The following is a 16,810-nucleotide window of genomic DNA, read 5'->3' as shown; positions in this document are numbered from 1 at the left end:
TAAACACATGAAGATTTTATTGATAGGCAAAAACGGTCAGGTTGGATGGGAGCTGCAACGCTCCCTTTCTACGCTCGGCGAACTGGTGGCTGTCGATTTTTTTGACACTGAACTTTGCGGTGATCTGACAAATCCTGAAGGCATCGCGCAGACTATTCGCACCGTGAAACCTGATGTTGTTGTCAACGCGGCCGCGCATACCGCAGTGGATAAAGCAGAGAGCGAGCAAGAGCTCGCTCAGCTTTTAAATGCTGACAGCGTCGCTGTGATTGCCCAGGAGACGGCAAAACTGGGTGCATTACTGATCCATTACTCCACGGACTACGTCTTTGATGGCTTAAGCGATCATTTCCGTCTTGAGGATGAGGAGACCGCGCCGCTGAATGTCTATGGCGCGACCAAACGGGCCGGTGAAGTTGCCATCGCTGCCTTTAACCCTCGCCACTTTATCTTCCGTACGAGCTGGGTCTACGCCACTCGCGGCGCCAATTTTGCCAAAACCATGCTTCGGCTGGCGAAAGAGAAAGAGCAGCTCTCCATCATCAACGATCAGCATGGTGCCCCTACGGGTGCTGAGTTACTGGCTGATTGCACTGCGATTGCGATTCGTTCTGGTTCCACAAACTACGGCATCTATCATCTGGTGGCCAGCGGTGTGACAAACTGGTTCGACTACGCCAGCTATATTTTTTCTCTTGCACAAGAGAAGGGCGAAACATTAAAAATCAATGCGCTATCAGGGGTTTCAACCTCTTCTTATCCTACGCCTGCAAAACGTCCGCTGAATTCACGCCTGTCGAATGAAAAATTCCAGCGTGAATTTAATGTTGTTTTGCCCGCATGGGAAGTTGGTGTGGAACGTGTCGTTACTGAAATTTTGCAAAAGTAGTCAGGCCTCAAGATGAAAATAGTTAAAACAGATCTTCCGGAAGTTATTATTTTCGAGCCAAATGTTTTTGGTGACTCGCGTGGGTTTTTCTTAGAAAGTTACAACAAGCTCATTTTCGATGAAGCGGTAGGGCGTAGCGTTGATTTCGTGCAGGATAACCACTCCGAATCACAGCGTGGCGTTTTGCGTGGTTTGCATTATCAGCTTGACCCCTGTGCGCAGGGTAAACTGGTCCGTTGCGTGGTGGGTGAAGTATTTGATGTCGCGGTTGATGTCAGGAAATCTTCACCGACCTTTGGGCAGTGGACAGGCGTCGTTTTAAGCGCTGAAAATAAACGCCAGCTGTGGATCCCAGAAGGTTTTGCGCACGGCTTTGTTACCCTTAGCGAACGCGCACAGTTTCTCTATAAAGCAACCAATTATTATGCGCCGCAGACAGAGCGTTGCATTATCTGGAACGATCCGACACTGAATATCGAGTGGCCTGAACTTCCTGAATTGCAATTATCTCAAAAAGATATGTCTGGTAAATCTTTGTCCGAAGCGGAATGCTACAAATAAAGAATAGTCATGAAGTATCGTGCAAAAATGGATGTAAATTCATATTTGATTTTTGCTGTTATTGGCTTGCCTGACTAGATGTTTTAACGAGAAGACTTTTAATGACATTTGCAAAAGAACACCGCGTTGCAATACTGATGGCTACATATCAAGGTGAACGATATATTAGCGACCAGCTGGATTCTTTTGAAAGACAAACTTACGATAACTGGCAGTTAATAGTGTCAGATGATGGCTCCACTGATAAGACTCTCGACATGGTCCATGACTTTGCATCAAGGAATCCGGCGAAAGTTAATATTGTCAACGGACCACGACAAGGTTTCGTCAGTAATTTTCTCTCGTTGCTGTTCAGAGACGACATTGAAGCTGACTATTTTTCTTTTTCTGATCAAGACGATATCTGGTTTGATGATAAGCTGGAGCGTGCGGTGGCGTGGTTGAAAGAGATACCCTCTGATAAACCTGCCTTATATTGCTCCCGGACGCATCTCGTCAATAATGATAAGGAAAGCCTTGGGAATTCACCGCTGTTTCGTCGTCTGCCCTCATTCTCTAATGCGTTAGTACAAAACATTGGTGGTGGGAATACGATGGTGATGAACAAGGCTGCACGGGACCTGATCAAACAGGCAGGTCTGGTGAACGTGGTCAGTCATGACTGGTGGATTTACATCCTTATTTCCGGGGCAAATGGCGCCATTCATTATGATTCTGAACCGACGCTGGCTTACAGACAGCACGGTGAGAATTTGATTGGCACCAACCTTGGTTATCGCGCACGTCTGTTAAGACTGAAAAAAATTATTCAGGGTCAGTATCGTAACTGGAATGCGCTGCATATCCGTGAGCTTGATAAAAACCGGGCGCTGCTCACGGCGGAAAATCAAGAAAAGTTTACCTGGTTTAAGGCAATACATAACAAATGTATTTTAACCCGGGTTTATTATTTTCTTAAACTGGGTGTCTACAGACAGAATACTGTGGATACGTTAGCTGTTTTTATATCAGCACTATTAAAAAAAGTGTGATGGATGTTAATGCAACGTAGCTATGTCTTTTTAGGCGTTATCAATAAGGTGTTTTAATGCAATTATTTTCAATAAGCCCATTTGAAATGCTGGCGACTCTTTGGCGAAACAGATATTTAATAAAAACTACGACCATTCGGGAAGTGCAGGGGCGTTATCGTGGTTCGTCAATGGGGATAGTGTGGTCGTTGATTAACCCCTTGTTTATGCTGACGGTGTACACCTTTGTCTTCAGTGAAATATTCAAAGCCAGATGGCACGGTGGTAGTACGTCAAAAGGTGAGTTTGCACTGGTTTTGTTTGCCGGGCTGATTGTCTTCAACCTTTTCTCTGAGTGTCTGAACAAAGCGCCGCAGTTGATTTTGTCTAACGTCAATTATGTGAAGAAAGTCGTTTACCCACTCGAGATTTTACCCGTTGTTGCCTTAGGGTCAGCGTTATTTCACACCCTGATTAGCCTGTTTGTGTGGCTGGTGGCGTACTGTGTATTCTTTGGGATACCGCACCTGACGGTCCTCTATTTCCCGCTTATCTTGCTACCGCTGATGATTATCACCCTGGGCGTGAGCTGGATACTGGCGTCGCTTGGTGTTTATTTGCGTGATATTAATCAGTTCATAACCTTATTTACTACTGCGCTGATGTTTCTCAGTCCTGTCTTTTACTCAGCGGAAATTCTCCCGCCTGAGTTCAGACAACTTATGTACTTCAACCCCTTAACCACAGTGATTGAACAAACAAGGAACACGCTTTATTGGGGTAAACACCCTGATTTTGGTGTGCTTGCCATTTACTGGGTTGCTGCTTTTGTTATTGCCTGGATCGGTTTTGCCTGGTTCCAGAAAACGCGTAAGGGGTTTGCGGATGTGCTCTGATTTTGCCATTCAGGTTAAAAACCTGAGTAAATGCTACCAAATTTACGATCGTCCTTCCGATCGTTTAAAACAATCTATCTATTCCGGGCTTCGCCGTCTGGTCGGCAAGCAAGCGAAACCGTTATTTCGTGAATTCTGGGCACTGCATGATATCTCCTTTGATATTTTAAAAGGCGAATCAGTCGGCATCATCGGGCAGAACGGTTCCGGCAAGTCGACATTATTGCAGCTTATCTGTGGGACGCTCAACCCGACCTCTGGTTTTGTCAAAACCCACGGACGCGTAGCGGCCCTGCTTGAGCTCGGCTCAGGTTTTAACCCGGAATTTACCGGGCGCGAAAACGTCTATATGAACGGCGCGGTATTAGGCTTAAGCGAAGCCGAAATTAACGAGAAGTTTGACGAAATCCTGAATTTCGCCGACATCGGTGAATTTATCGATCAGCCTACCAAGACCTATTCCAGCGGTATGCTGGTACGCCTCGCCTTTGCCGTTCAGGTCTGTATTGAACCCGATATTCTGATTGTCGATGAAGCCCTGGCCGTTGGCGACGCCTTATTCCAGAAACGCTGTTTCGAGCGAATGGATCGACTGCGTACTAACGGGACGACACTGCTTTTTGTATCCCACGATCAGGAATCTGTTCGTACCATGACGAACAAGGCCATTTTCCTTGAACATGGCGTGGTTAAATTCTCCGGGACTTCAGCGGATGCGCTGCTGGAATATCGTAAATCGCTGCATGAAGTGGAATCGAAGCGCTTGAATCAGGCGGCGCAGCAGCTGAAAGAGAAGGCCCGTCAGACGCGCGAAATCATGAATGAGAAAGCGCAGCTGAAAGCGGAGCAGGCGGTTAAAAACGGCGAAGAAAATACAAAAGCTGCCGTTGAGGCTGATGCAGATGGACAGGCAATGCCTGCACTGTCTGAAAGATTAAAAGCCTTCTCCTTTGGCGATCTGGACGCAGAAGTGCTGGATGTCTCCCTCTTTAACGCCCAGGGTGAACCTTGCTCGAATTTTGATCCTCGCGATCCCGTCACGGTTATTGTGCAATGTAAGACGCACACTGCGCTCAAGCATCTTAATGTCGGATTACGTATCCGAAATAAAGAGGGCGTGAAGATGTACTCCTGGGGTACCCTTAATCAGGATATGGCCATTCTCAATGGTGCCTCTGATGCTCAGGATGTTTTCTGGCACCGTGAGTTCGACTCAGATCACCGCTTCAGCGTGAAATTTGAATTCATCTGCGGGATGGGACCGAATCTTTACGAAATTCAGGTTTCGATTACCGAAGAAGGAAAACCGTACTATGCCGAACAAAGGATGATCCACTGGATTGATGAGGCTGCATTCTTTACGGTTAACACGGATCCACAGGCTTATCATTTTGGTGGTGTTGCCGATTTGCGCATGACCAGTGACTTGCTTTGATTTTTTTAAAAACCACGACATGGTTTCTGAAATAAACCTGATAATTACAGGCTACTTAAATGAAGAATTTTGAAAACGCTGATGTTATTACTCGTGAAATTTTAAATTCATGTGGCGGCCAGCGCTACCTTCACATCGGCTCCGGAAACGGCAAGCTTGTTCAGGAGTTCCTCTCCCGGGGTATGGACGCACATGGTGTAGATGACTCAGCAGATGCCGTGGCCTATGCAAATAGCATTATGCCTGAACGCTTCACGCAAGCGGATTACCAGCAGCTGCCTTTTGGTGACCATGAAATCGACACCACAATAGCCCTGTTCTGTCTGGAAAATATTGAACCTGAGCAACTTGCTGCGGTGATTAAAGAGATTAGCCGGGTAACCCGTCGCTCTCTCTATTTGCGTATTACCACGACTGAACGCCCTGAGGATAATGAAACCCGTACCGTGCAGGACAGAAATGCATGGGAACGCCTTTTCTTTGACGAAGGTTTCCGCAAACATCCTTCTTATTATCTGATTAACGATTACGAAGCGCTGGGACGTGAAAGCGGTGAGGCCATTATTCTTTTAGAGCGCGTCTCTGAGAAAGCAATGTCTCGCTACCCCCTGGAGGCGCTGAAAGAAGAACGCGATCTGCACATGGATATGACCCGTGAAGCCGGGGAGCGTTCCGATGCCCATATTGCCCGTTATCAGTGGGCTGCGTCTTTTGTTCGCCCCGGTGACACCGTCCTTGATGCGGCCTGTGGCCTCGGATATGGCAGTTATCTTATTCAGTGCGGCACGATGGCAAAGCAGACCATCGGCATCGATGGCAGTGATTATGCAATCGATTATGCGAACATCAATTTTGCGCCGGAAGTGAAAAATCTGCGCTTTGAAGCCGGTATGCTCCCGGAAGCGTTATATGGTTTTGCTGACAACTCTGTCGATGTGGTTATCTCCTTTGAAACCCTGGAGCACATCCCTGATCCGCAGGGCGTGCTTAAAGAATTCCAGCGTATCCTGACGCCTGCGGGCCGTATTATTGTTAGCGTGCCGAATGACTGGAGCGACGAAACGGGAGAAGATCCGAATCCGTTCCATTTACACGTTTACACGCTTGATAAAATTCGCAGTCAGATAAACGCCCATTTTGATATCGAAAATATCACCGTGCAGTCCGCCACCCATTATAAGAAAACGGCGGGAAGCAAAGAGTGGGTGCCAGCCAGACGCGAGATTTACAGTATTGATACCAACATCAGCGAATCTGACGCGCCGCCATCAGAGTGGTGGCTGGCGGTGGGCATGAAGTCGCCGTTAGCCGCGCAGGATGTCCCTTACCAGGAAACGCAGCACAAAACCTATCAGGACCCTGACTGGAATGTGACCGCCTTCGCCAGAGATTATAAAAATCCGTGGTTAGTGCGGGGCATTGTTGATATTGGCTGGCGACAGAAAAATAAAGCGCTGCTGACGCAGATGGCTGAACAGGTTTACGTTTCTAATAAAGACAATAGCGCCGACGCGGGCGCGGCACTCTGCGTTCAGGGCTATCAGCTCCTTGGGGAGAAAAAAGGCACCGATCTCGACAGGTTGACGGCGTTCTCTGAGCGTGTTGATAGTTATATCGCCAGCAACCCCAGCACACCGCACGCAATCCGTTGGATGGTCTCGTTACATTTCGTCATGGCGCGGTTATGGCTCAAAGCCGGCCTGCATCAAAAAGCGAAAGCCTCATTCGAGCAGTGTGTGGCGACCGATCCGCTGCAATTTAGCCCGTTACTGGCGAACCGGGTGGTGGAGTCCTATCTCTATCTGGGGATTTTGAATCTGAATGCAGGTGAGGTTGAGGCTGCCACCAAATCCTGGGCTGAAGGCATCGCCTTTGCTCACAGAGCGCTAAGCACCGACTGGAAAAAGAGTCTCGGTGATTTAAGCGATCCGGTCGAATTCGGTCTGCCGGAGCTTTCGACGGTCCTCGACTTTGCAAGTAACTGCGCTTATGCGCTGGTGAACATCGACAGCTTTAAAGATAAACCCTGGTGGTGGTTGCAGGTAAGCCGTAGCCCACATGCTCAGGCGGCTTCCAAAGGCGCGTTAAATAGCGTGCTTAACGTCCAGTTGGCCTCCCTTGGTCAGTACGCGCAGTCCCTGGAAAAAGCCGTTGAAGAGACTAACGTATTGCGTAAGCAGCAGGAAGAGTATCAGGCGCTTAAGCACGTTCTGGCGGTGAAAGACACCACTATCGATTCACTGCAATCTGTTATTACCGAGCAAAATACGACGCTTACGGGAATGAACACCACGGTGACGGATTTAAATAATACCGTTGCTGATTTGAGCGCGATGATCGAAGGTCTTAATAACACCAATACCGATCTGAACAGTACCGTCATGGAGATGAGTACTACGGTCGAGGATCTCAATAATACCAATGCCGATCTGAACAGCACCGTTGTTGATCTGAGCACCACTATTGCGGATCTAAACTCCACGGTTACTGAACTGATGAATACCTTGCAGCTCAAAGATCAGGCCATTGCCGAGCAGGCTGCAAATATTCATCAACTCAATGCCATTATGCAAACCCGACTGATGCGCCTGCGTAACGTCATGCTCTATCAGCCCTGGGGGGCGCGTAAAGTGCTGCATATGGGCTACCTGGGCGCCTCGCTCGCCACGCCACGCGCATTACGCCGCACCATGCAGCCAATGACCCAGTGGTTGCGTTCCCGTTTCTCGCGTCGGCCGGCGCCGGTTGCGAAGGTGGAAAGCGCTGAGACCACGACCACGGTAGCTGAAGTTTCAAGCGGTTATCGTATTAAAATGCCGGTTACCAAACCTGGCGCGCCTAAAATTTCTCACGTCATTGCCAACTTTATGACCGGCGGCTCCTCGCGTCTGGTGGTGGATTTAGTTGAATACCTGGGCCATGACTATGAACAGTTTGTTTTAACCAGCTATGCGCCTAATCCGCCTGCCTATATTGGTATGAGTATTGAAGAGCAGCGTGATTGCAACGACATCACGCCGTTTATTAACTACTTCAAGCGGACACAACCTGACTTCGTCCATGTGCATTACTGGGGCGACGTGGATGAACCCTGGTATGCTCAGGCGATCGAAGCGGCAAGAGTGCTGGATATACCGGTCGTTGAAAACGTGAATACGCCAATCGCCCCGCACATGTCTCCGGCGGTGAAGCGTTATGTCTACGTGAGTGATTATGTCCGTCATGTCTTTGGTCGACCTGACGATTCCCACGTCACCATCTACCCTGGCTCTGACTTCTCCCACTTCATGCGGGATGACAGTGAAGCGGTACCGGGCGATTGTGTCGGGATGGTCTATCGCCTCGAGTGCGATAAATTAAACGAACACGCCATTGAGCCCTTTATTGCGATAGCGCTTAAACGCCCGCAAACCAAAATACTGATTGTTGGCGGCGGAAGCTTGTTGAGCCCCTTCCAGCAAGCCGTGAAAAAGGCTGGAGTCGAGTCGCAGTTCGAATTCACAGGCTATGTCGATTACGACACCCTGCCGGATTACTACCGCCGTATGTCGCTCTTCATTGCCCCGGTGTGGAAAGAGAGCTTCGGGCAGGTCAGTCCGTTTGCCATGAATATGCGCGTACCGGTAATCGGTTATGACGTGGGGGCTATCAGCGAAATCGTTAATTCAAAAGCGATGCTTGCACCAGCGGGTGATGCCAGTAAATTGGCTGAAATTGCGGTTGAAGTCCTGGAAAACGATGAGTTGCGTGCATCATTAGGACGCGAACATCAGCAGCGTGCGGAAGGGCTGTTCTCCGTGCAGGCAATGATCAGCGCCTATGCTGGCCTTTACGCTGAAATGACGAAAAAATAATACGGCGAACTATGAAAATTGTATTTTTTGTACACTGTTTTTTTCCTGACCATTTTTATGGTACGGAAACCTATACGCTGGGCCTCGCAAAGCACTATCGTGCATGGGGGCACGATGTCTCTGTCGTTTCTGCTGTTTTTCAGGGTGAACCTAAGCAATCAGAGCTGATTACTCGTTATACCTGGGAAGACATTCCGGTCGTCTCTATTGATAAAAATGCGATCCCGCATTCGAGAATTAAGGAAACGTACTACCAGCCGGAAATGCGTGATGTGCTGGAAGAGGTGCTGACGGAGCTGAAGCCAGATGTTGTTCATGTCACCCATCTGATAAACCATACGTCAGTGCTGCTTGAAGTCACCGGCAAGCTTAAGATCCCCACCTATACGACGTTCACCGACTTCTTTGGTTTTTGTTTTAATAACAAACTGGAAGCGGCAAATGGGGATTTGTGCACCGGGCCGTCCCCGACGAGAGCGAACTGCGTTGCCTGTTACCTCAAAGAGTCCGCACAAAACGGTTATGCCAGTGGCTGGCTTAAAAAAGCAGCGATGCCCGCCGCGGCGACAATTATCGCCAAAGGACTGGTCGGAACCCATAAAGCCGGGATCCTCAAAAATGGTCATCTTAAAGGGCTGGCGGAGGATTTAATTCAGCGACCGGATACGCTCGCTTACCTTTATAACTCCTGGTATAAAGGGGCCGTTGCGCCCACCGCCTTCCTTAAAAAAGCTTATGAGAGTAACGGCATTACCGTGCCGATGACCAAACTGTGGTTTGGTATGGATATTGACCGCCAGGCAAAACCTGAACGCAGTCCCGACCATATTCCGGTAATAGGTTATATCGGTCAGATTGCGCCTCATAAAGGAACTGACCTTATTATTGAGGCCTTTAAACGTCTGCCTGCAAACAGCGCGGTGCTTAAAATTTATGGCCCGACCAATCAGTCGCTGAGCTATATGGAAGAGCTGTACAAAATGAGCGAGGGCGTAGAGGGTGTACACTTTATGGGCACTTTCGAGCAATCGCTCACTGCGGAGGTTTTCCGCGATCTTGATCTCTTTGTCATTCCGTCTCGCTGGTATGAAAACAGTCCTTTGGTACTGCTGAATTCCCTGGCAACTCACACGCCGGTGCTGGTTTCAGACGTAGAGGGCATGACAGAGTTTCTAACCGAAGGGGAGAATGGGTACAGTTTCAAACGTGGCGATGCCGACAGCCTTGCCGAGAAACTTGCCTATGTATTGCAAACGCCCGGGTTGCTGCGAAAACTGTCTCTGACGACAGAGTATTTGCGTACCACGGAAGTCATGGCGAAAGAAACATTTAGCCTTTACCAACTGGACTAATAAAAGACCCGGGAGTCTGCAAAGGCTTCCGGGATCATCTGTTTTCATGGTGAAGCACTGTAATCTCCCGGAGGGAAAATGAAACTTGTTGTTTTTGGCGGTGGTGGATTTATCGGATCTGCTATTTGTGAGCGGCTGCTGGCTGATGGTCATGAATTGCGCATTTTTGAGCGTCCACGCGTTCCCCCCTATCGGGTATTTGCAGAAAATGAAAAGGTTGAATGGACAACCGGCGATTTCAGCAGCACACACGATCTGCGGGATGCCATTCAGGGAATGGAAGGGGTGGTGCACCTGGTTTCCACCACGCTGCCGAAAAGCTCGAATGACGACCCGGTATATGATGTTCAGACGAACATTGTACCGACTATCACCATGCTGAATTTGATGGTGGAAATGAAGGTCTCCCGGATAGTCTTTATCTCTTCCGGCGGAACGGTCTACGGTAGCCCACAATATATTCCTATTGATGAAAAACATCCGACCGAACCCGTTGTCTCCTACGGCATTACCAAGCTGGCGATTGAGAAATACCTGCATATGTTCCATAAATTACATGGAATCAAGCCGGTCATCTTACGCGTGGCGAACCCCTATGGTGAAAGACAGCGAGTTGAAACGGCGCAGGGGGCGGTAGGCGTTTTCCTGCATCGTGCTTTACGTGGTCAGCCTATTGAAATTTGGGGTGATGGCAGCGTGCAGCGTGACTATGTTCATGTCAGCGATGTTGCTGATGCCTTTGCCAAAGCCATCGAGTATAACGGCGACAAAGAGTGCTTCAATATTAGCTCAGGGAAGGGGACGAGCCTGAATGAGTTAATTTCGATGCTCGGTGACATTATTCCTGAACCACTCGACGTTCAGTATAAACCTGGCCGAACCTTTGACCTCGATATCAGCGTTCTGTGTAATCAACTCGCCAGACAAGAATTAGGCTGGGAGCCACAGGTCAGCATGCGTGATGGCCTGTCTCGTGCCGCAGGCTGGATGAAGAAATCGCTGGAAAAATAAGCCGCGGGGAATAAGTCATCTGTAATGCGTATTTTATTAACCGTTCATCAATTTTTTCCGGATTATAAAGCAGGCACTGAAGTTCTGACGTTATCCGTTGCCAGAGAGTTGATTCGGCGCGGTCATGATGTTCGAATTTTTACCGGTTATCCTTCCACGGCAGTGCTTACGGAAGATGAACGTTTTGATGAATATGAATATGAAGGTATTCATATTTATCGCTTTCATCACGCCTATGTCCCGATGGCCGGGCAAAATTCCATGATTGAAGTGGGTTATAAAAATCAACTGGCAGTCCGCTACCTCCGGAAAATATGTGATGATTTTAAGGTTGAGCTGGTACACCATTTCCATCTTAATCGCCTGGGAATAGGGTTAATTAACTGGCTGGCCGATAACGCTATTCCACAGTTTTATACGCCAACGGATTTCTGGATGGTTTGTCCAACGGCGCAGTTACGTTTGCCAGATGGCACGTCCTGCCAGGGCCCCGATGCGCTTTCCGGAAACTGCGTTAAGCATTTCGCTTATGACGCGGTGCATGGCATTGCAGCAAAGGTTATTTCGCTCACGCCTGACCGGGTATTTGGCGAAATCGCCAGAATAACGCGCGGCGCAAAGGTGCTTCAGTATCCGATGAGTAACGAGGTGCGGGCAGTCACGTCTCGTTTAGCGTCAACCGTGGGTGCGCTGAATCGTCTGCAGGGTATTGTGGCGCCAAACCAATTTATGTATGACCTTTTTCAGCGCTATGGTGTTGAGACGCATCGCCTGCATGAGTCTGCGTTCGGCATTGAGTGTGAGCCTGTCAGCACCCTTGTACCGGTGAAAGAAACGCAACCCGGTTCGCCCCTGAGATTAGGCTTTATTGGGACGCTGGCGCCCCACAAGGGCTGTCACGTATTAATAAAAGCGTTAAATCATCTTGAGCCGGGCGTGGCGACCTTAAAGATTTATGGGAATGGTGATGAGTTCCCTGAGTATCTGGAAGAGCTTGACGCGCTTACCAAAGGTAATGAAGCCATTACCTTCTGCGGCACCTTTCCTAACAACCGGATGACCGACATTCTTCAGGAGCTGGATATCCTGATCATTCCCTCAGTCTGGTTTGAAAATACGCCTTTAGTTATCTATTCGGCCCAACAGGCAAAATGTCCGGTCATCGGTTCGGATATGCCGGGCATTTCAGCCGTTATCACGCATGGCGTAAACGGGCTTTTGTTTGAGGCCGGAAGTGAACAGGATCTGGCGAGAAAAATAACAGAGGCGCAAACCATAGGGATCGCCACATTAAGTAATAATGCCGTCCCTCCCAAAACGACGGCGTATTACGTGGATGAACTGAGCGGAATTTGGAGGGTATAAGGTTTTGTTTTCTGGCGCTTGTCTGCCAGTGTGCCTTACGTCTTTTATCTAAATCTGCGTAATCTGTACGAACTGCTCTTTCGGCGAGCAGCTATGACTATCGCTGGCGGACAGTATTGAGTTAACATTCCTGATACTTATACCCGGCCATCTGTTTCAGTCCGGGCGATCACACCTGACAGGAGTATGTAATGTCCAAGCAACAAATCGGCGTTGTTGGTATGGCAGTGATGGGGCGCAACCTGGCGCTTAACATTGAAAGTCGTGGCTATACCGTTTCCGTTTTCAACCGCTCCCGCGATAAAACCGAAGAAGTTATTGCTGAAAACCCTGGCAAGAAACTGGTTCCTTTCTTTACCGTTCAGGAGTTTGTTGAATCCCTCGAAACACCTCGCCGCATCCTGTTAATGGTTAAAGCAGGTGCAGGCACCGATGCGGCGATCGATTCTCTGAAGCCGTATCTTGATAAAGGCGACATCATCATTGATGGTGGTAACACCTTCTTCCAGGACACTATTCGTCGTAACCGTGAACTCTCTGCTGAAGGCTTTAACTTCATCGGTACCGGCGTTTCCGGCGGTGAAGAGGGGGCACTGAAAGGCCCATCAATCATGCCTGGCGGTCAGAAAGAAGCCTACGAGCTGGTCGCTCCGATCCTGACTAAAATTGCTGCGATTGCAGAAGATGGCGAACCCTGCGTAACCTATATCGGCGCTGACGGTGCGGGTCACTACGTGAAAATGGTTCATAACGGGATTGAGTACGGTGACATGCAGTTGATCGCCGAAGCTTACTCCCTGCTCAAAGGCGGTCTGAACCTGACCAATGAAGAGCTGGCGGAAACCTTCAGCGAGTGGAATAAAGGTGAGCTGAGCAGCTACCTGATTGATATCACCAAAGACATCTTCACTAAAAAAGATGAAGAGGGTAAATACCTGGTTGATGTGATTCTGGATGAAGCGGCGAACAAAGGCACCGGTAAATGGACCAGCCAGAGCTCCCTGGATCTCGGTGAACCGCTCTCCCTGATAACGGAATCCGTCTTCGCTCGCTACATCTCCTCTCTGAAAGAGCAGCGTGTCGCGGCCTCTAAGGTGCTGACTGGCCCGCAGGCTAAACCTGCTGGTGACAAAGCTGAGTTTGTTGAGAAAGTCCGTCGTGCACTCTACCTGGGTAAAATCGTCTCTTACGCACAGGGCTTCTCGCAGCTGCGTGCCGCCTCTGACGAAAACAACTGGGATCTGAACTACGGTGAAATCGCGAAGATCTTCCGCGCCGGTTGTATTATCCGCGCCCAGTTCCTGCAGAAAATTACCGATGCATACGCGCAGACTCCAGCTATTGCTAACCTGCTGCTGGCGCCTTACTTCAAGCAGATCGCTGACGAGTACCAGCAGGCGCTGCGTGATGTCGTGGCTTACGCTGTACAGAACGGCATTCCGGTTCCGACTTTCGGCGCTGCAGTGGCCTACTATGACAGCTACCGTGCTGCGGTACTGCCAGCCAACCTGATTCAGGCACAGCGTGACTATTTCGGTGCGCACACCTACAAGCGTACTGATAAAGATGGCGTATTCCACACGGAATGGCTGGATTAATTTTCCGCTGTAACGACCTGGCGTTTTAAATCGAAGACCATCCGCAAGGATGGTCTTTTTTTTCAGGTTCGCTATACCCTGTTAATGCACATTCCTGAATGAAACCGAATTTCGTATCGCTGAGCCGGTCTGGCTTCACTGCGTTCAGCGTATTTTATTACTAAGGCTTGCTGATGCGTCGCAATAATATATTTGAGTTTTATGTGATTCAGGGTGTTTATATTTGATGGGTTTATATTTTCGCGCAGGAATGCGAAGCCCTCGCCGGATAACAATATTTTAAGCCCGCCTCTTTCGCGCCTGTTTTTACAGTGCAACGTTTTTTTATGATATTTCGTGAATTTACTCTGCCGCCACAACACACCTGGCCTTTATGCGCACTGAATGAAAACAATTTATTGCATATTGCGGAGATTTTTATTCGGTAAATTCTTATAATATCGCTGTTTTCTTGACACTTACTACCAGCGGGGGTAGAACCCTCGATAGTAACATTGATCTGGCAACGAGAGTTCGTTCGCCCTAAACCTAAACCACATAAGTTGCTTATCTAATGAAAATAACCATCTCCGGAACCGGTTACGTTGGCTTATCAAACGGTATTCTGATTGCGCAGAACCACGAGGTTGTGGCGCTGGATATTGTTCAGGCCAAAGTTGACATGCTTAATCAGAAGATCTCCCCGATAGTGGACAAGGAAATCCAGGAGTATTTACAGAATAAGCCGCTCAACTTTCGAGCAACCACTGACAAGCATGACGCCTATCGTGATGCGGATTATGTCATCATCGCCACGCCAACGGACTACGATCCCAAAAACAACTACTTCAACACCTCCAGCGTAGAATCCGTTATCCGCGATGTTCACCACATCAACCCGAACGCCGTAATGATCATTAAATCCACCATCCCGGTGGGTTTCACCCAGTCTGTCAAAGAAGAGCTGGGCATCGACAATGTCATCTTCTCGCCAGAATTTCTGCGTGAAGGTAAGGCTCTGTACGATAACCTCCACCCGTCGCGTATCGTCATCGGGGAGCGCTCCGAACGTGCTGAGCGCTTTGCTGCTCTGCTGCAGGAAGGTGCTATCAAGAAAGATATCGATGTGCTGTTCACCGGCTCTACCGAAGCTGAAGCAATCAAACTCTTCGCCAACACCTATCTTGCGATGCGCGTCGCGTACTTTAATGAACTCGACAGCTATGCAGAGACGCTGGGGCTGGACACGCGCCAGATTATTGAAGGGGTATGTCTGGATCCGCGTATTGGCAACCATTACAACAACCCTTCATTCGGCTACGGCGGTTACTGTCTTCCGAAGGATACGAAGCAGCTGCTGGCGAACTATCAGTCGGTGCCGAACAACCTTATCTCCGCGATTGTGGATGCCAACCGTACGCGTAAAGACTTTATCGCCGACTCCATCCTGGCAAAACGTCCGAAAGTGGTGGGGGTCTATCGACTCATTATGAAGAGCGGCTCGGATAACTTCCGCGCCTCCTCCATTCAGGGGATCATGAAACGCATTAAGGCCAAAGGCGTACAGGTTATCGTCTATGAGCCAGTGATGCAGGAAGAGGAGTTCTTCCATTCCCGTGTGGTACGTGATCTGGAAGCCTTCAAACAGGAAGCGGACGTCATTATCTCAAACCGTATGGCGCCAGAGCTTTCTGACGTGGCGGAGAAAGTCTATACCCGCGATCTTTTCGGCAACGACTAAGCCATAAACCGCTCCAAAGAAAACGGCCCGTCAGGGCCGTTTTTTTATACCTGATAAAAAGCGCGATACCAGTCAACAAAGTTTTTCACGCCCTGTTTCACCGAGGTCTGAGGTTTGAAACCAATCACGCTGTACAGCGCTTTGGTGTCCGCGCTGGTTTCCAGCACATCGCCAGGCTGGATAGGCAGCATATTTTTCTGAGCTTCGATGCCGACCGCCTCTTCCAGTGCGGTAATGTAATCCATCAGTTCAACCGGGGAGCTATTGCCGATGTTGTAAACACGGTATGGCGCGGAACTGGTCGCCGGGGTACCTTCCTCAACGCTCCATTGAGGGTCCGCCTGCGGGATAACATCCTGTAAACGGATAATGGCTTCGGCAATGTCATCAATGTAGGTGAAGTCACGCTTCATTTTGCCGTAGTTATAGACGTCAATACTTTTGCCTTCGAGCATCGCTTTGGTGAATTTGAACAGCGCCATGTCCGGGCGGCCCCACGGACCATAAACGGTGAAGAAGCGCAGACCGGTAGTCGGCAAACCGTACAGATGGGAGTAGGTGTGAGACATCAGTTCGTTGGCTTTTTTGGTCGCGGCGTAGAGTGATACCGGGTGGTCAACGGTGTCGTCCGTCGAGAATGGCATCTTACGGTTCAGACCATAGACCGAGCTGGAGGAGGCATACAGCAGGTGACCTACTCGATTATGACGGCAACCTTCCAGTACGTTCAGATGACCGATAAGGTTGGCATCAGCATAGGCATGCGGGTTCTCCAGTGAATAACGCACCCCAGCCTGTGCGGCTAAATGGATGACGCGATCAAATTTCCCGTCGGCAAACAGCCGGGCCATGCCTTCACGATCCGCCAGATCAAGTTTCTTAAAGCTGAAGTGTGCTGACGTCAGGCGATCCAGTCGTGCCTGTTTGAGGCTGACATCATAGTAATCATTAAGGTTATCTATCCCTGTGACCTGATGGCCAGCCTGCAAAAGACGCTCGCTGACATGAAAACCAATAAAGCCCGCCGCGCCGGTGACCAGAAATTTCATCTTCAACCTCAATATTTGGTGGTACTAAACATGCAGCGTTTTATGGCAAACGCTGAACCAGTCGGACGAT

Annotated in this window: 12 protein-coding genes; 11 read left to right on the top strand and 1 reads right to left on the bottom strand. The window is 49.2% G+C overall.

The window, feature by feature from the left end:
• The first annotated feature begins 7 nt into the window (after positions 1-7).
• The 11 genes from rfbD to ugd all read left to right on the top strand — a co-directional run bounded on the left by rfbD (position 8) and on the right by ugd (position 15,691).
• Positions 8-889 carry a dTDP-4-dehydrorhamnose reductase gene (rfbD, locus tag KXR87_RS06640; protein WP_437431465.1) on the top strand — a complete coding sequence of 294 codons (882 nt, stop codon included), beginning with the start codon at positions 8-10 and terminating at the stop codon, positions 887-889.
• A 12-nt stretch (positions 890-901) separates the two neighbouring features.
• Entirely contained in the window at positions 902-1,450 is a 549-nt protein-coding gene (gene rfbC, locus KXR87_RS06635) for a dTDP-4-dehydrorhamnose 3,5-epimerase (protein ID WP_437431464.1), read from the top strand.
• A gap of 101 nt (positions 1,451-1,551) precedes the next feature.
• Positions 1,552-2,481 (top strand): glycosyltransferase family 2 protein, encoded by a 930-nt coding sequence (locus KXR87_RS06630; protein WP_437431463.1) that lies wholly within the window; start codon positions 1,552-1,554, stop codon positions 2,479-2,481.
• Positions 2,482-2,537: 56 nt separating this feature from the next.
• Positions 2,538-3,356, top strand: coding sequence for an ABC transporter permease (locus KXR87_RS06625; protein ID WP_437431462.1), 819 nt, complete (start codon positions 2,538-2,540; stop codon positions 3,354-3,356).
• Complete coding sequence (locus KXR87_RS06620; RefSeq protein ID WP_437431461.1) at positions 3,346-4,791, top strand: ATP-binding cassette domain-containing protein; 1,446 nt, start codon at positions 3,346-3,348, stop codon at positions 4,789-4,791. The genes KXR87_RS06625 and KXR87_RS06620 overlap by 11 nt, the downstream gene beginning before the upstream one ends.
• A gap of 59 nt (positions 4,792-4,850) precedes the next feature.
• Positions 4,851-8,645, top strand: coding sequence for a methyltransferase domain-containing protein (locus KXR87_RS06615; protein ID WP_437431460.1), 3,795 nt, complete (start codon positions 4,851-4,853; stop codon positions 8,643-8,645).
• An 11-nt stretch (positions 8,646-8,656) separates the two neighbouring features.
• Positions 8,657-9,997 carry a glycosyltransferase family 4 protein gene (locus tag KXR87_RS06610; protein WP_437431459.1) on the top strand — a complete coding sequence of 447 codons (1,341 nt, stop codon included), beginning with the start codon at positions 8,657-8,659 and terminating at the stop codon, positions 9,995-9,997.
• A gap of 78 nt (positions 9,998-10,075) precedes the next feature.
• Entirely contained in the window at positions 10,076-11,008 is a 933-nt protein-coding gene (locus KXR87_RS06605; protein WP_437431458.1) for an NAD-dependent epimerase/dehydratase family protein, read from the top strand.
• A gap of 24 nt (positions 11,009-11,032) precedes the next feature.
• Positions 11,033-12,373, top strand: coding sequence for a glycosyltransferase (locus KXR87_RS06600; protein WP_437431457.1), 1,341 nt, complete (start codon positions 11,033-11,035; stop codon positions 12,371-12,373).
• A gap of 191 nt (positions 12,374-12,564) precedes the next feature.
• On the top strand, positions 12,565-13,971 hold the full coding sequence (gndA, locus tag KXR87_RS06595) for an NADP-dependent phosphogluconate dehydrogenase (protein WP_437431456.1): 1,407 nt from the start codon (positions 12,565-12,567) through the stop codon (positions 13,969-13,971).
• Between the two features lie 553 nt (positions 13,972-14,524).
• Positions 14,525-15,691: a UDP-glucose 6-dehydrogenase gene (gene ugd, locus KXR87_RS06590; RefSeq protein ID WP_437431455.1), complete on the top strand. Its 1,167-nt coding sequence runs from the start codon at positions 14,525-14,527 to the stop codon at positions 15,689-15,691.
• Between the two features lie 44 nt (positions 15,692-15,735).
• On the opposite strand, the gene KXR87_RS06585 is transcribed toward ugd, so the two are convergent.
• A complete protein-coding gene (locus KXR87_RS06585; protein ID WP_437431454.1) occupies positions 15,736-16,740 on the bottom strand; it encodes an NAD-dependent epimerase in 1,005 nt (334 codons plus the stop codon).
• Positions 16,741-16,810 lie beyond the last annotated feature (70 nt).

This window comes from Yokenella regensburgei, assembly GCF_051486985.1.
GTDB lineage: Bacteria > Pseudomonadota > Gammaproteobacteria > Enterobacterales > Enterobacteriaceae > CBFFRJ01.
The sequence above is the reverse complement of the archived record's forward strand: the minus strand, read 5'-3'. Positions and strand labels throughout refer to the sequence as shown.

What these genes read in the sequence shown, in the direction of transcription:
- rfbD (WP_437431465.1), top strand. Translation starts at nt 8, where the DNA reads ATGAAGATTTTATTGATAGGCAAAAACGGTCAGGTTGGATGGGAGCTG.
- rfbC (WP_437431464.1), top strand. Translation starts at nt 902, where the DNA reads ATGAAAATAGTTAAAACAGATCTTCCGGAAGTTATTATTTTCGAGCCA.
- KXR87_RS06630 (WP_437431463.1), top strand. Translation starts at nt 1,552, where the DNA reads ATGACATTTGCAAAAGAACACCGCGTTGCAATACTGATGGCTACATAT.
- KXR87_RS06625 (WP_437431462.1), top strand. Translation starts at nt 2,538, where the DNA reads ATGCAATTATTTTCAATAAGCCCATTTGAAATGCTGGCGACTCTTTGG.
- KXR87_RS06620 (WP_437431461.1), top strand. Translation starts at nt 3,346, where the DNA reads ATGTGCTCTGATTTTGCCATTCAGGTTAAAAACCTGAGTAAATGCTAC.
- KXR87_RS06615 (WP_437431460.1), top strand. Translation starts at nt 4,851, where the DNA reads ATGAAGAATTTTGAAAACGCTGATGTTATTACTCGTGAAATTTTAAAT.
- KXR87_RS06610 (WP_437431459.1), top strand. Translation starts at nt 8,657, where the DNA reads ATGAAAATTGTATTTTTTGTACACTGTTTTTTTCCTGACCATTTTTAT.
- KXR87_RS06605 (WP_437431458.1), top strand. Translation starts at nt 10,076, where the DNA reads ATGAAACTTGTTGTTTTTGGCGGTGGTGGATTTATCGGATCTGCTATT.
- KXR87_RS06600 (WP_437431457.1), top strand. Translation starts at nt 11,033, where the DNA reads ATGCGTATTTTATTAACCGTTCATCAATTTTTTCCGGATTATAAAGCA.
- gndA (WP_437431456.1), top strand. Translation starts at nt 12,565, where the DNA reads ATGTCCAAGCAACAAATCGGCGTTGTTGGTATGGCAGTGATGGGGCGC.
- ugd (WP_437431455.1), top strand. Translation starts at nt 14,525, where the DNA reads ATGAAAATAACCATCTCCGGAACCGGTTACGTTGGCTTATCAAACGGT.
- KXR87_RS06585 (WP_437431454.1), bottom strand. Translation starts at nt 16,740, where the DNA reads ATGAAATTTCTGGTCACCGGCGCGGCGGGCTTTATTGGTTTTCATGTC.